This window comes from Bacteroides sp. ET225, from assembly GCF_024733745.1.
In the GTDB taxonomy this organism is placed as follows: domain Bacteria; phylum Bacteroidota; class Bacteroidia; order Bacteroidales; family Bacteroidaceae; genus Phocaeicola; species Phocaeicola excrementipullorum.
In genome coordinates, this window is the sequence record NZ_JANRHN010000051.1 from 1 (window position 1) to 14,741 (window position 14,741).

The 14,741-nt window shown below is 35.8% G+C and carries 11 protein-coding genes; 9 read left to right on the forward strand and 2 right to left on the reverse strand.

Going from position 1 to position 14,741, the window contains the following annotated elements; translation table 11 throughout:
• The coding region (locus NW212_RS14410) for a competence protein CoiA family protein (protein WP_258339321.1) at window positions 1-949 on the reverse strand (949 nt) is incomplete at its 3' end.
• 207 nt (window positions 950-1,156) lie between these two features.
• Window positions 1,157-2,737, reverse strand: a complete 1,581-nt coding sequence (locus tag NW212_RS14415; protein ID WP_258339322.1) for a WYL domain-containing protein — start codon at window positions 2,735-2,737, stop codon at window positions 1,157-1,159.
• Between the two features lie 461 nt (window positions 2,738-3,198).
• Between NW212_RS14415 and NW212_RS14420 the strand changes: the two genes are divergently transcribed.
• The 9 genes from NW212_RS14420 to NW212_RS14460 form a co-directional block, all read left to right on the forward strand.
• Complete coding sequence (locus NW212_RS14420) at window positions 3,199-3,759, forward strand: restriction endonuclease subunit S (RefSeq protein ID WP_204498993.1); 561 nt, start codon at window positions 3,199-3,201, stop codon at window positions 3,757-3,759.
• Window positions 3,760-3,766: 7 nt separating this feature from the next.
• Window positions 3,767-5,296 carry a type I restriction-modification system subunit M gene (locus tag NW212_RS14425; protein ID WP_258339323.1) on the forward strand — a complete coding sequence of 510 codons (1,530 nt, stop codon included), beginning with the start codon at window positions 3,767-3,769 and terminating at the stop codon, window positions 5,294-5,296.
• 12 nt (window positions 5,297-5,308) lie between these two features.
• A complete protein-coding gene (locus NW212_RS14430) occupies window positions 5,309-6,688 on the forward strand; it encodes a Fic family protein (RefSeq protein WP_258339324.1) in 1,380 nt (459 codons plus the stop codon).
• A 5-nt stretch (window positions 6,689-6,693) separates the two neighbouring features.
• Window positions 6,694-7,938, forward strand: coding sequence for a restriction endonuclease subunit S (locus NW212_RS14435; RefSeq protein ID WP_258339325.1), 1,245 nt, complete (start codon window positions 6,694-6,696; stop codon window positions 7,936-7,938).
• A gap of 10 nt (window positions 7,939-7,948) precedes the next feature.
• On the forward strand, window positions 7,949-8,689 hold the full coding sequence (locus NW212_RS14440) for an SLATT domain-containing protein (RefSeq protein ID WP_258339326.1): 741 nt from the start codon (window positions 7,949-7,951) through the stop codon (window positions 8,687-8,689).
• Window positions 8,686-9,546: an HAD family hydrolase gene (locus NW212_RS14445; RefSeq protein WP_258339327.1), complete on the forward strand. Its 861-nt coding sequence runs from the start codon at window positions 8,686-8,688 to the stop codon at window positions 9,544-9,546. The genes NW212_RS14440 and NW212_RS14445 overlap by 4 nt, the downstream gene beginning before the upstream one ends.
• Window positions 9,547-9,556: 10 nt before the next feature.
• A complete protein-coding gene (locus tag NW212_RS14450; RefSeq protein WP_258339328.1) occupies window positions 9,557-12,808 on the forward strand; it encodes a type I restriction endonuclease subunit R in 3,252 nt (1,083 codons plus the stop codon).
• Window positions 12,796-13,500, forward strand: a complete 705-nt coding sequence (locus NW212_RS14455) for a M48 family metallopeptidase (RefSeq protein ID WP_258339329.1) — start codon at window positions 12,796-12,798, stop codon at window positions 13,498-13,500. The genes NW212_RS14450 and NW212_RS14455 overlap by 13 nt, the downstream gene beginning before the upstream one ends.
• Before the next feature lie 79 nt (window positions 13,501-13,579).
• Window positions 13,580-14,741 (forward strand): SIR2 family protein (locus NW212_RS14460; protein ID WP_258339330.1); only part of this gene is annotated, 1,162 nt, incomplete at its 3' end.

The following is a 14,741-nucleotide window of genomic DNA, read 5'->3' on the forward strand; positions in this document are numbered from 1 at the left end:
CATATAAGGAATTAGGATTTTTAGGAGTTTTATCTTTCTTATATCTCAAGCATAATGGATAATTTCCATAATAACTTTCAACGTATTTGTAATGTTGGCAAATAGAGCAATCTCTAACATTATACCCTAAAAAAGAAGCATAAAGTAGAAATGAGTTGATACTCATTTGATTCTTGTACACTGAAATTTCTAATAATGCTTTGTTATACTTTTTTAGATCTATGTCATTACAAGTCCCTTCACTAATATAATTAGCGTAATGTTTACCTGATGCATATAATGCATATTTTTGAAAAGGGTAGTTTATCTCTAATGGTTCATACACTTGTATAGGAAGGATATTGTATGTTTTTTTGTTTGATTTGATTATCTCTTTAATGTCTTGGATATCTTCTTCTTTCTTGACGGATATTTCAATAATAGGTAATTTTGAATTAATTTTATCTTCTGAACACTCATGGGTTACAAAAACTTCTATTAATAATGGCTTATACTTATTATTGCTGTTTTCCAATAATATATCAGCTTTGAAACCTTCTATTTGTTTTTCTACAGTGCACAATTCATAACGGTCTTTTAAATTCACAAGTATTTCTCTACTGTGACTGCAACAATTTTCATCTGATGAAAAATAACAGTTTTGTATAGATGAGCATATAACTTTTTCAGTCATATTGATATTGAAAGTTGTATCATTGTCGAATATTTCTTTAATCTTGTATTTCGCTAGATTATGTAAATAAGTTTCAAAGCTACAGGATGTACTGTCCGTACTGATTTTATGAGAAAAATGATGTTGCTTTTTATCCCCTAATTTGGCTGTGAGCTCTTTTCCGCATGAAATACAGTAATATTTTGAACTATTTCTATCGTTTTTATTTATAGTAGTGATGTCAATTGTATTCTTTCGGCAGTCAAAGGCATATCTATATTTAATGGTTTGTTTCATTATTCAAAAAAGTTTCTTGATTTTCGTATCATAGGTTAAAATGTTGTTGGGGCTACAAATTATTATGGAAGATACACAGAGCAATCAAAAAAAACATTGATGTTTATTTTCAAACATTAGAAATAAAGTAATATACTGAAGAAGTAGACTGTGCTATTGCTCAATTGAACTACAATCTACTCGCTATAATGTCAATGCTCTTTGCTTTTATATATCTAAAATTTCTAGAAGGCTAATCCTTGCAAAATAGAATGTACGTTCGGCTTCTCTTTTATGGCAATAAGCACGAATATAATTATCTCCCCATCTTTCAGTATCAAGCTGTATATTACTAATTGTACGGATACTGGTTTCTGCTTCGGTTTTATTATTAACTAACTCTCCTGTTTCAGGATCTATATAAATAGAATTCCATTCTCTTCTGGTATATTCCATCCTAACATATTTCTTATTAGGGATGATAATATTCATGATGTTTGCAACATTTTTGATTCCTAGTTTATCAGCGGATAAACTTAGTGTGCAATAATTATCCTTTAAGCAGGAATTTTGCATTTTACTTATTTCAAAATTGCGAACTCCATTTCTTACATAACAATACCCCGTCATAATGATCCCGTCAAAGTTTGAAGGTTTTACGATAGTTTTTTCCTGGTCGTATTGAAAGGAAACGTATTTGCCGGTTTCAATGGCAGTGATCACAATGTTTTGTTCAGGCATATCACTCATGGCCTTTTCTTGAATTACAACCATCTTATCATCTACGACTTCTTCCTCTACTTTCTCATCTTGGATGATTGTAATATCTGCCCCAACCGTCTCTGGTATATATCCAAATTGGTTGATACCTAAATATTTTTCTCTGTATCTTTGTTTTGACCAGGTCAACGCAATGTCCTTAGTCCATTGTTGAACAGGTTCTATACGTTTTATTGATAACAAATCATGTGGAATTGTAAATTGGGGATAGATACTTTTAATAACATCAGCGATAAACCTACAGCATCCGTTGGGATTCTGATGAATTTGTATTTCTGCAAATCTGATAACAATCCAACCTCTATTTTTGAATTCATTATTTCTATTGATATCAGCAAATTGAAAATGGGTTGCTTTTCTAATATTAACATCGTTAATGCCTTCATAAGGTTCATCAATTTCTATATCTAGAAAGATATTAATTCCATCTTTTTCATTTAATAATGAAAAATCAGGCTCATATCTATTTGTTTTCGTCAAAACATATCGATCATCATATATGCTGAATGTCTCTTTAAAATATTTTTGTATATATAAAAGAAATTCATCTTCTTTATATCCTTTTCTACCGCTTCTTCCTTTTTGGGGAAATTTGATTGGACACTTTGTCCTTGTAGGCATTATTACATACGGATAATGTAAAGGTTCTGTTTGAGTAAATATATTTATCGGCTCATATCCGATGTATTTGGGTAAGGAATGTTCGGGCTTCTCTTCTATTTTTTCATTTATTTCTTGTAGTATAGGACTGGGTATTCTTTTTGGGCGTTTTTCAAAGGGGAAATTTTGGGGTTGATTTATGCCCTGTTCATCTTGAAATCTATTTGTAGATGTTTTTTGTTTTATGTTTTCCTCTAATTTATTAGATGTATTTTCAGAGGTTGCATTTACAAGTTTCTTAGTCAATTTATTATTTTTCTTGCTTATTTTAAGCAGGAAGTAGAAAATGATTAAAATGACAATAATAATTATCCCTATTAAGAATAAGTTTTCGTTCCCATAATTTGCTTCTAATCTTGTTGTATCCATAACAAATATTTGTTGGTTTTATGTTACAAATATAGTAATTTACAATAAAATAGCATTATATCCCCATAATGCTTTGTTTTATTTCCGCATTAAGGTAAAAAAACTTCTAAAGTCTTCTTTAATGTGGACTTCGTTACGTTCAAGGTGATAGACAAAATGGTGATGAAGCATATAGGCATGTAGAAGTTGTTGTTCCCTTGATACTTCCGTATATCATACGTTCTTTTTTATTATATAGATAACAGGTATTGTTTTTCCGCTTTTTACTTTCACTTTCCATGTATTTGAAATGAGTCGTTTAGTTTTTCACTACAGGTAGAGATTTACATATCATCGTATGGATAATATATGGTATTATGCCTATATAATATAAATAGTAATCAGATTACTTAGAAAAATATGTTATGTGGTTTGGAATAATAAAAATAAGATGTATATTTGCATTGACAAATATAAGTAAAATGATTACTAAGAAAAAAATATATCTAAAAGACCTTGCAGAAATCCTATCTGGAGTGTATGAGAAAACAGATCCTGATGGAGAGATAGCATATTTACAGACCAAAGATTGTACGGATGCGGTAATTATAAAATATGCTTCCCGAGTATTATTGACAGCTAAAATGCAGAAGAATTTATTGCAAGAAGGTGATATTCTTTTTGCCTCTAAGGGAGTAAATTACTTAAGTGTGGTATTTCGTGAGCAAGAAAAAGCGGTAGCTTCTACTTCTTTTTTCGTAATCCGATTAAAATCACCGATAGTTACATCTGAGTATCTTTGTTGGTTCTTGTGTCAACCTTCTGTAAAGGCATATTTTAAAAGCAATCAGGCCGGTAGTGCAACACCACTTATTCATAAACCTGCTGTGGAAAATTTAGAGATACCCGTCCCTTCGTTAGAAGAACAGAAAACTATTGTAACCATAGCTCGTTTGTCAAAAAGAGAAATGGAGCTACAACAGGCAATCATTGAAAAAAAACAGACTATTGTCCAACAATTATTAATGAATAAAATAAAGTAATCAATATATGGAAAATCAACAAAAAACAGATCAGTTACAAATCAATCGTGTAGTTTGGAAAGCTTGTGATACTTTCCGTGGAGTGATAGATCCTAGTCAATATAAAGATTATATTCTGACTATGCTTTTCTTGAAATATGTCAGTGATGTATACAAAGCCAAATATTCAGAATATTTAAACAGATACGAAGGAGATAAAGAACGGGCGGCCCGTTCCATGCGTCATGAACGTTTCCTTATTCCAGAAACCAGTTCATTTGATTATTTATATCAACACCGTACGGCGGACAATATCGGAGAGTTGATTGATATGGCATTGGCTGATATTGAGGATGCCAATCGGGAGAAAATGAGCAGTGAGGACGGCAGCAGTATTTTCCGTAATATCAGTTTCAATTCAGCTAACTTGGGTGAACCGAAAGAAAAGAATGCCCGCTTGAAAAATCTATTGGTAGATTTCAGTGAATTGGAATTGGATGAATCTCATTTGGAAAATAATGATATCATTGGAGATGCTTATATGTATTTGGTCTCTACATTTGCCAGTGAGTCAGGGAAGAAAGCGGGAGAGTTCTTTACTCCGGCAGAAGTTTCAACTTTGTTGGCTAAACTGACAAAGAGCAAACCAGGTGCGCGTATCTGTGATCCGACTTGTGGTTCCGGCTCTCTGCTGATTAAGGCAGGCAAGGAGGTAGGTAACAATAACTTCTCTCTTTACGGTCAGGAAGTAAATGGCAGCACTTGGGCACTGGCCATGATGAACATGTTCCTCCACGGTTTTGATAATGCTGTGATACGCTGGGGAGATACGTTGCGCAATCCGAAACTGAAAGAAGATGACAAGTTAATGAAGTTCGACACAGTGATTGCCAACCCCCCCTTCTCATTAGACAAATGGGGAGCTGAAGAGGCTGCTCATGATTCCTATAACCGTTTTTGGAGAGGTATTCCACCAAAGAGCAAGGGAGACTGGGCCTTTATTTCCCACATGATAGAAGCAGCTCAGGAAGGTAGTGGTAAAGTTGGTGTGGTAATTCCCCACGGCGTACTGTTTCGTGGAGCAAGCGAAGGCAAAATCCGCAAACAGGTGATAGATGAAAATCTACTGGAAGCTGTTATCGGTTTGCCTGCCAATTTGTTTTTCGGAACAGGTATTCCGGCGGCCATTGCTATTTTCAACAAAGGGAAAAAAACAGACAATGTGTTGTTTGTCGATGCCAGCAGAGAGTATGAAAACGGAAAGAACCAAAACAAACTGCGTCCGGAAGATATCAATCATATTGTTTCTGTCTACCAAAAATTTACCTCTGGACAGCTTGAACCAGGTGTAGCGGAAGAGAAATATGCTTTTGTAGCCACTCCTGCCGATATACAGGAAAATGATTATAATCTGAACATTCCCCGCTATGTGGACACTTTTGAGGAAGAAGCAGAAGTGGATATTCCGGCTGTACAAAAAGAAATTGATGCATTGGAGGCAGAATTGGCAGAGGTGCAGGCTAAGATGAGAGATTATTTAAAGGAATTGGGATATTAAGACTTGGAAAATATGACTCACATTGATCAACTATATAATGAATGGCTGTCTTTACAGCCATTAAAGCCAGAAGATAAGAGCAGACTGGACCGAAAATTCATGTTGGAGTTCAATTACAACTCCAATCACATAGAAGGAAATACTTTGACCTATGGGCAAACTGAACTGTTGTTACTTTTCGGAAAGGTTGTAGACGAGGCTAACATGAAGGATCTGGAAGAGATGAAAGCCCATAATGTTTGTCTGAGAATGGTGCAGGAAGAGGCAGACGATAAAAGTCATCCTTTGACAGAAACTTTCATCCGTCAGCTGCATCATACCTTGCTTCGTGAAAATTATACTATGTATCGTCAGTTATCGGATGGAACCACCACTTCCTATGTCATTCATGCAGGAGTGTACAAAACCCGTCCCAATTCGGTGATAACGGTTACTGGCGAACGTTTTGAATATGCTTCACCCGAAGAGACACCGGCCTTGATGACCGACTTGGTGGAATGGTACAATATCGAAGAACAGAAAGGTGAGTTGTCGCCCATTGAACTGGCTGCTGTCTTTCACTACCGTTACATTCGCATCCATCCCTTTGAGGATGGTAACGGGCGCATTGCCCGTTTGTTGGTGAATTACATTCTTACACGCCATCACTATCCGATGATTGTGGTAAAAAGCAAAGATAAAGACCGTTACTTGACGGCCCTTAACCGTTGTGATGTGCAGGTTGGGTCAACTCCCTCTGTAGGGGCTCATGCGGAACCGGCACAACTGCTGCCTTTTATAGATTACATGACTCGATGCTTGGAAGTTGCATTAACTGTCTGTATTAAGGCAGCGAAGGGAGAGAGCATTGAAGAGGAAGATGATTTTCAGAAACAGATCAAGTTGCTGCAGCAGTTGGCTGGGAAAAAGGGAGATAACTCGCTTCGGTCTGATACTGTAGAAAATAAGATTGATTTGTATAATAAACTGTTACTTCCGTATTCTCAGAAAATGAAAACAGAACTATTGCCGGCTTTTGCTTTCTTTGAAGATATAAAGTGTAGCTACTCAATAGGATTTAAAAACTCAAATATGGATTACAGTCACCAAAATCATCCATTAGATTTTAACTCCTTTACTAATGAGGATAAGGAAATGTGGACTCAAGTAAAATCAATCGGTTTTTCTATTTCTTTTAGCAAGTTAAAATCGGATTATGCGATGCAAAATATTTCCACTTGTTTAAGCGCCATTGTCCAATTATTTGCGCAAGATTATATGTTTCATACTAAAAAATATGCTTATGGAACATATCCCAGTGTTGAAGATATAAACGGGTTTTTGTGTTGGCATAAACAAACCATAATTGATATTATTGAAAAGGCAATAAAAGATTATAACCCTGAAAATTAAGAGATATGGCAGATTGTATTGTTCCAGAAGGTTATAAAAAGACATTACTGGGAGTCATTCCTAAAGAATGGAAAGTGAAAAGATTGGAATTTTTATGTTCTAATAAAGGGGATTATGGAATTAATGCCCCAGCAGTAACCTATTCAAAAGATTTACCTACCTATTTACGTATTACTGATATTGACGATGATGGAAGATTTATTACTGTTAATAAAACTTCCGTAAATAGTTCTAATAGCGAGAATTTCCATTTGCAAGAAGGTGATATTGTATTTGCCAGAACGGGAGCAACTGTTGGTAAAACATATCTTTATAATCCCAATGACGGGGATTTGGTATTTGCAGGTTTCTTAATACGATTCTCACCTGATATACAAAAAATAATTCCATCTTTTTTAAGAGCATATACGAATACTAGTATATATTGGAATTGGGTTAAAATCATATCTCAAAGGAGTGGACAACCAGGTATCAATGCAGCAGAATATTGTTCATTACAAATTCCTGTGCCTCCGTTAAAAGAACAACAAAAGATAGTTAAAATATTAAGCGTATGGGATAAAGCCATTGAAAAGCAAACGCAGCTCATCGAAAAACTTGAATTACGCAAAAAAGGATTGATACAACAATTGCTCACAGGCAAAAAACGTTTACCGGGGGGTAGTGGAGAGTGGAAGAAAATTGCTATTAAAGATTTTGCAATAGATATCTCCTTGAAAAACACCCATAATGAAAATTGGGAAGTTCTTTCATGTACTAAATATGATGGTTTAGTTCCATCTTTACAATATTTTGGTCGACAAGTATTTTCCAAAGATATTACTCAATATAAAATCGTACCACAATATTGCTTTGCTTATGCGACCAATCACATTGAAGAAGGATCTATTGGTTATCAGAGTACTTACAGAAATGCTTTAATTAGTCCGATGTATACAGTATTTAAAACAGATAGCAATGTGATTGATGATATATTTTTATATAAATTGCTTAAATCACATCGTGCTATTTATCTTTATAATGTGATGATGGAAGGTTCTATAGATAGACGTGGAGGTTTGCGTTGGGATAATTTTTCAACTATTAAATTCCTTCTTCCTGACATCAAAGAACAATCAGCAATAGCTGATATCCTTGTATCTTGTGATAATGAGATTCTCTTAGCTAAACAAAAGTTAAATAAATTCCGTCAGCAGAAAAAAGGTTTGATGCAAGTATTATTAACTGGTAAAAAGCGAGTAAATATTTAATTTGAATATTATGTTACGTTATGTTATAGAATTATTGCCTGATAACTCTGTTTTGAAGAAATGTTATACAAAAATAAGGAGGGCTAAAAATATATCCAGAAGAGCAAAACGTATTCCTGAGTATCTGAAAGATAATAATTTTGAAGTTGAACTGAATTATAAATTATGGATAACTAAAGGAACCAGATTTAAAGCTAGTGAAAGGTGCGAAGAATTAGATGCCAGATATAATCGAGTGGTTGGATGGGTTTCATCTTATTTAATTATTTTCAGTGTACTTACTCTTTGTGAGATACCATTTTTTACTTTGCCAGAAAACTGCGGTACGTTTATATCTATATCATTATCTATTCTAATTTTGGTTTTTAGCCAATTTGCATATGCAAAAAATTATTCTGTTCGTGCAAGAAATTATCATGAATGTGCATTAGAAATATCTAAGCTATATAACGAGTTAAGATCTCTGAAAATGAATCCAAAACATGGTATACCAGATGTGAATAATATAAAGGATAAATATGAGAAGGTGTTGGATAGATATGATAATCATTTACCAATAGATTTGGCTATGTTTCAGTTACAGAAAAAGGAATATTTTAGAATTGGTATCTTTCATAAGATATGTTGTAATATACGATATTTCTTTTTGGTTCGTTTTATATATTATTTTTGTGTATATGGTTTGCCTTTATTGTACATAGGAATATGTATTATATATTATATGTTTGATCAGGAAATAATTAAATTATGACAAAGAAAAAAACTACTGTAGCGCTTATATACGATTTTGATGGGACACTATCGCCTGGTAACATGCAGGAATTTGGCTTTATACAAGCTATAGGCAAAGATAAAGCTGAATTTTGGGCAAAGAATAAAAAGTTATCTGAAGATAATGATGCCAATGGTATTCTGACTTATATGTATCTGATGATACAGGCTGCAAAGAACAATGGTATTTCTTTGCGGAGAGAGTCGTTTAAAAGATTTGGAGAAAACGTAGAACTATTTGATGGAGTTAAAGAATGGTTCGCGTTAGTTAACGAGTACGGGAAAAGAATAGGGCTAGATGTAAAGCATTACATCAACTCTTCAGGGTTGAAAGAAATGATAGAGGGAACTCCTATTGCAAAAGAATTTGAGAATATTTATGCCTGTTCGTTTCTTTATGATGTGGATGGAATTGCCTATTGGCCGGCTGTTGCTATTGACTATACGGCAAAGACTCAATTTTTATTTAAGATTAACAAAGGTATTAAAGAAGTAAGTGACAATAAAAAAATCAATCAGTACATACCGGAAAAAGAACGTCCTATCCCGTTTGAACGTATGATTTATTTTGGAGACGGAGATACTGATATTCCTTGCATGAAGATGATCAAGGAACATGGAGGACATTCCATTGCTGTCTATGCTAATGGTAATAGTGCAAAGAGAGCAACGGCACTTCAACTTATAAAGGATAATCGTGTCAATTTTGTATGCCCAGCAGATTACCGCGCAGGGAAAGAAATTAATATGGTGGTTAAAAGGATCCTAGATAAAATAAAAGCAGATTACGAATTTCAACGTCTTTTAGACTTGCATCACAAGAAGATAAAGAAATGACAAAAAAATCATGATTTCGAGATTGAATTATATACAAGGAATATCATTTAAAGAAGACCATATCAGTCAGATACCCGCTTTGCAGCTATTGCAGAAGTTGGGATATACATATTTGACTCCTGACGAAGCATTAGCCATGCGTGGCGGGAAGACATCGAACGTATTGCTGGAGGACGTACTGCGCAGCCAGTTGCGTCGCATTAATTCCATTCGGGTGAATCGCAACAAGGAGGAACTGTTTTCAGAACAAAACATTGAGAACGGAGTTCTGGCCATGCGTAATATCCCGATGGAAGGCGGTTATCTGAGCGGAAATGAAGCTGTTTATAATCTATTGACACTGGGCAAGGCGTTTGAGCAGAGTATCGATGGTGATAAAAAAAGTTACACCATGCGCTTTATCGACTGGGAGCGACCGGAAAGAAATGTGTTTCATGTAACGGAAGAGTTTGCAGTAACCCGTACCGGGATGGCCGATACGTACCGTCCTGATATTGTGCTGTTTGTTAATGGCATTCCTCTTGTGGTGATAGAGTGTAAGCGACCGGACATGAAAGGGGCGCTTGACCAGGCTATCTCACAACACCTGCGCAACCAGAAGGACGATGGTATCCGCGGCCTTTACTTGTATAGTGTCTTGCTGCTTAGCATAGGAAACAGTTACGGAGCGTATGCCACTACCGGAACACCTGCCAAATTCTGGACTAAATGGAAAGAGATGTTTATCTCGGAACAAGAAGAAGCAGAATACATACAACAGTTGGACTGTTTGGTAAATACACCGTTGGATGAAAAACAGAAAGCGCATTTGTTCAGTGAGCGTTTCCGTTATGTGCGGGCGCATTTTGATGCCGTGGAACAGGAAAAGGTGCTACCAACAGAACAGGATCGCTATCTGTTCGGACTTTGTCGTCCGGAAAGACTGCTTGATCTGATTCATAATTTTACAATTTATGACGGAGGGATCAAGAAACTGGCTCGCTATCAGCAATATTTTACAGTCAAAGAAATTACAGAAAGGGTAAAAACGTTGGAAAACGGCAAACGTCGTGGAGGTGTGGTATGGCATACGCAAGGCAGTGGAAAATCACTTACGATGGTTTTGCTGGCGCAAGCTATTGCGCAAGCCAAAGAAATACTGAATCCAAGAATTGTGATGGTGACTGACCGTACGGATTTGGACAGTCAGATTACCAATACATTCAAGAAATGTGGACGGGAAGTAATGAATGCTACCACCGGTACTCATTTGGTGGAACTGCTGGAAAGTAAAACGGATGCCATTATCACGACTGTCATTAATAAGTTTGAGACAGCCGTGAAGCGAATGAAACACCCGTTGACGGATCCGAACATCTTTATCCTGATTGACGAAGCTCACCGCAGTCAATACAAGGAAATGGCCATCAAGATGGATAAGGTATTACCTAATGCTTGTAAGATTGCTTTTACTGGTACGCCATTGATGAAAAAGGAAAAGAATACGGCTAATACATTTGGAGGTATCATCCGTCCGGTATACACCGTACGTCAGGCTGTAGAAGATGGTGCAGTGGTCCCCTTGCTTTATGAGGGACGCATTGTACCTCAGCATGTACACGAAGGGCCCATTGACGATTTCTTTACCAAGGTATGCGAGGGGTTAAATGAATATCAGACGGTTGATCTAAAGAAAAAGTATTCGCGCACTGATTTTGTGAACCAGACTGATCAACGGGTGTATTCCATAGCCTGGAATATCTCTGAACATTTCCGTGACAACTGGCAGGGAACAAAATTCAAGGCTATGTTGGTCACGCCCCGAAAAGCCATTGCTGTATTGTATAAGAAATATTTGGACGAGATAGGTTTGGTATCTTCTGAGGTGCTTATTACAGCTCCTGACATGCGAGAAGGTGAAGAATCGTCATACGGTGATACGTCGGAAGAAGTAAAGGCGTATTGGAAAAAGATGATGGATGAGCACGGAACTCCTAAAAAATATCAAGATAATCTGATTTCCCGCTTCAAGAATCAGGAACAGCCTGAAATCATGATTGTAGTGGACAAATTGCTGACAGGATTTGATGAACCGAAGATCGTAGTGATGTATTTGGACCGTAAACTGAACGGACATACATTGTTACAGGCCGTGGCGCGTGTCAACCGGGTATGTGATGGCAAAGAGTTTGGTTACATTATTGATTATTATGGAGTCTTAAAAGAATTGGACGAAGCGTTGGATTTGTATTCTAATTATGACGAGGAAGAACAGGCGGTTTTCCGTGAGACTCTGGAGTCAGTTGATACTGAAATAGCAAAGTTGCCACAGAAATATTCATATTTATGGGATTTGTTCAAGTCAATTTCCAATAAACGGGACTTGGAGGCATATGCACAGTCATTACGTGAGGAAGACAGGCGGCAGGAGTTTTATGAGAGACTGACTGCTTATGCATCTTGCCTGAAAATAGCTCTTTCTACACGTGATTTCCATGCGAAGACTCCAGAAGAAGATATCAAACGATACAAAGATGACTTGAATATGTTCGTCAAACTGAGATCGGCAGTTCAATTACGCTATTCAGATACAATAGATTACAAGCAATATGAAGGGCAGATACAGAAATTGATTAATCGGCATGTGGAGAGTGGAGCGGTAAGGCCAATCACTGAATTAGTGAATATCTTTGATACGGAAGCCTTTGAGCAGGAAGTGGAAAAGATTGTAGGAACAGCGGCAAAGGCAGATACAATAGCCTCCCGAACCAGTAAATTCATTACTGAAAATATGGATACAGATCCGGTGTTTTATAAGAAATTTTCCCAATTGCTGAAAGAGACCATTGCTGCTTATGAACAAGGTAGAATTGATGAACTGGAGTATTTGAAACGAGTCCTGAAATATAAAGAGGACATATTGGCCCATACCGACAATGAATTGCCGGAAGAGTTACAGCAAAATAATGCAGCAAAAGCTTATTACGGATTAGCATTGGAAACCTATCAGCGCATATTTGGTGACGCACAGATGAGCTTGAAGAATTTGGCATTGGAAACTGCTATGACTTTTGATGAAATTATCAATCATACATTAATTGTGGATGGTAGTGTATTGGTTGACTGGCAGCAGAAATCGGATATTATTGGTCGTATGAAAATCGAGTTGGAAGATTATCTGATAGATGAGGTGAAAAGGAAGTATGGACTTAATTTCTCTTTTGATGATATGGATACAATTATTGACGGCTGTGTAGACGTGGCAAAACTATGGATCAAATAAAAGACTGTATAGAATATGGCTCTGTTGTCATGGAGTATGCTGTTGAATACAGACGCAGAAAAACTTTGGGTATATGCGTGCATCCGGACGGTAGTGTGGAAGTAAAGGCTCCAGTGGAAGCACCACTGGAGCAAATCAGAAAACATGTTCATCGTCGGGCTTCGTGGATTTGCAAACAGCAACGATATTTTTCTTCTTTTGGTATACACACTCCCGAACGTAAATATGTCAGTGGGGAATCTCATTTATATTTAGGCAGACAGTATATGTTACGCATCATTGATAGCGAACGTAACGAAGTGCATTATAAAGGAAACATAATAGAAATAGAGTGTAGGCACCGTAAGGATGCACGCGCCTTACTATTGGCTTGGTACAGAAAACGTGCTGAAATAAAGTTTGAAGAGTATGCTACTCCGTTAATAGCACGTTTTAATCGTTATCAGGTCAAACCGTCTGCCATCAAACTGAAAGATATGGCAACCCGTTGGGGAAGTTGTACTGCTACGGGGCAAATTCTGCTCAATCCACGATTAGTCTGTGCTCCTCGTATTTGTATAGAGTATGTTATCATACACGAACTTTGCCATCTTGTTCATCGTAACCATACCAAAGACTTTTATGAGTTGTTGACTCAGGAAATGCCAGATTGGAAAAAGTGGAAAATGAAATTGGAGAGGTTAATGATTTAGGATTCAATATTTGAGTATATAATGAAGGACTAATACCTTAGAAGGTTGCAAAAGGATTAATAATAATTTTAGAAGGATCATGAGAACAGGGAATTCATATTCATATTTAGCAGCAAAACTTTTTGAAGATAAAGTAGGGGATTTTTTAACTTCAATATGTCCAAATGGAACTGTAGAAAGAGAAAAGAGTTTTCTTTCAGGGATGGTAAGAGCTGATTATTACTTAACTAAAGGATGTCAAGCAAAGAAATGGCCTCCCAGAACTGCTATAGAAGTTAAATGTCGTTTACTCTATTCATCTATAAGTTGGATTTATCAACAATATTTACCATTGTTTAATGCAAAGGAAGTTTCAAAGTTAGTAATTATTTATATTGGTCGTATTGATGATTCTAATATAAATCAATATTTAGAATCTTTAAATACTTCTTTTATAGAGCTATATAATTTCAGACAAGATTTAGAAAACAAAACTCTTGTCGAAAATAATAAGTCAATTATTAACAGAATTGATATAATTGATAAGGCAAAGGATGACTTTAACAATACAAAATATACTTTATTCTTGGGGGCAGGACTATCTATGGATGCAAAGTTACCGAGTTGGTCAGAACTATTAGAAGCATTGTTAAATCAAGAAAATCATACACCTTATAAATATATTAATAGTGCTAATTCAGAATCAATATCTTCTGCATTGGGATATTCAAGTATAATAACAGGCAGATATGCTTCAGATGGTTATCTTAAAGATGATAGTAGAACGGAAGATGATAATAAGCAAATATTCATAGATCGTATTCGCAATGTATTGTACAAAAAGAAAAAATATAAGTCTACGCTTATAGAAGCTGTATCAAAAGCAGTTAGACGTAAAAAACCGGCACAAATTATTACATATAATTTTGACGACCTTTTAGATGAATTATTAAATAAAAAAGGATTTTATTCTGTTTCTGGCAATATGATTCCCAGGATAAATCAAATTCCGATATATCATGTTCATGGAATGATTTCAAGAGATAATACAAAGCCATCTAATTCCGTTTTAAGTGAAAAGGATTATCATGCTCTATATAGTAATCCTCACAATTGGGCAAATGTCGTTCAGTTAAATGCGTTATATACATCAACCTGTTTTTTTATAGGTTTTTCTATGACAGATCCAAATCAGAGACGCCTTTTAGAGTTGGCACGAGAAAAAGATAAAGATTCAGATCAAATAGAAAAATTACCTCATT

Coding starts and splice junctions, on each gene's coding strand:
- NW212_RS14415 (WP_258339322.1), bottom strand. CDS start 2,737: ATGGATACAACAAGATTAGAAGCAAATTATGGGAACGAAAACTTATTC.
- NW212_RS14420 (WP_204498993.1), top strand. CDS start 3,199: ATGATTACTAAGAAAAAAATATATCTAAAAGACCTTGCAGAAATCCTA.
- NW212_RS14425 (WP_258339323.1), top strand. CDS start 3,767: ATGGAAAATCAACAAAAAACAGATCAGTTACAAATCAATCGTGTAGTT.
- NW212_RS14430 (WP_258339324.1), top strand. CDS start 5,309: ATGACTCACATTGATCAACTATATAATGAATGGCTGTCTTTACAGCCA.
- NW212_RS14435 (WP_258339325.1), top strand. CDS start 6,694: ATGGCAGATTGTATTGTTCCAGAAGGTTATAAAAAGACATTACTGGGA.
- NW212_RS14440 (WP_258339326.1), top strand. CDS start 7,949: ATGTTACGTTATGTTATAGAATTATTGCCTGATAACTCTGTTTTGAAG.
- NW212_RS14445 (WP_258339327.1), top strand. CDS start 8,686: ATGACAAAGAAAAAAACTACTGTAGCGCTTATATACGATTTTGATGGG.
- NW212_RS14450 (WP_258339328.1), top strand. CDS start 9,557: ATGATTTCGAGATTGAATTATATACAAGGAATATCATTTAAAGAAGAC.
- NW212_RS14455 (WP_258339329.1), top strand. CDS start 12,796: ATGGATCAAATAAAAGACTGTATAGAATATGGCTCTGTTGTCATGGAG.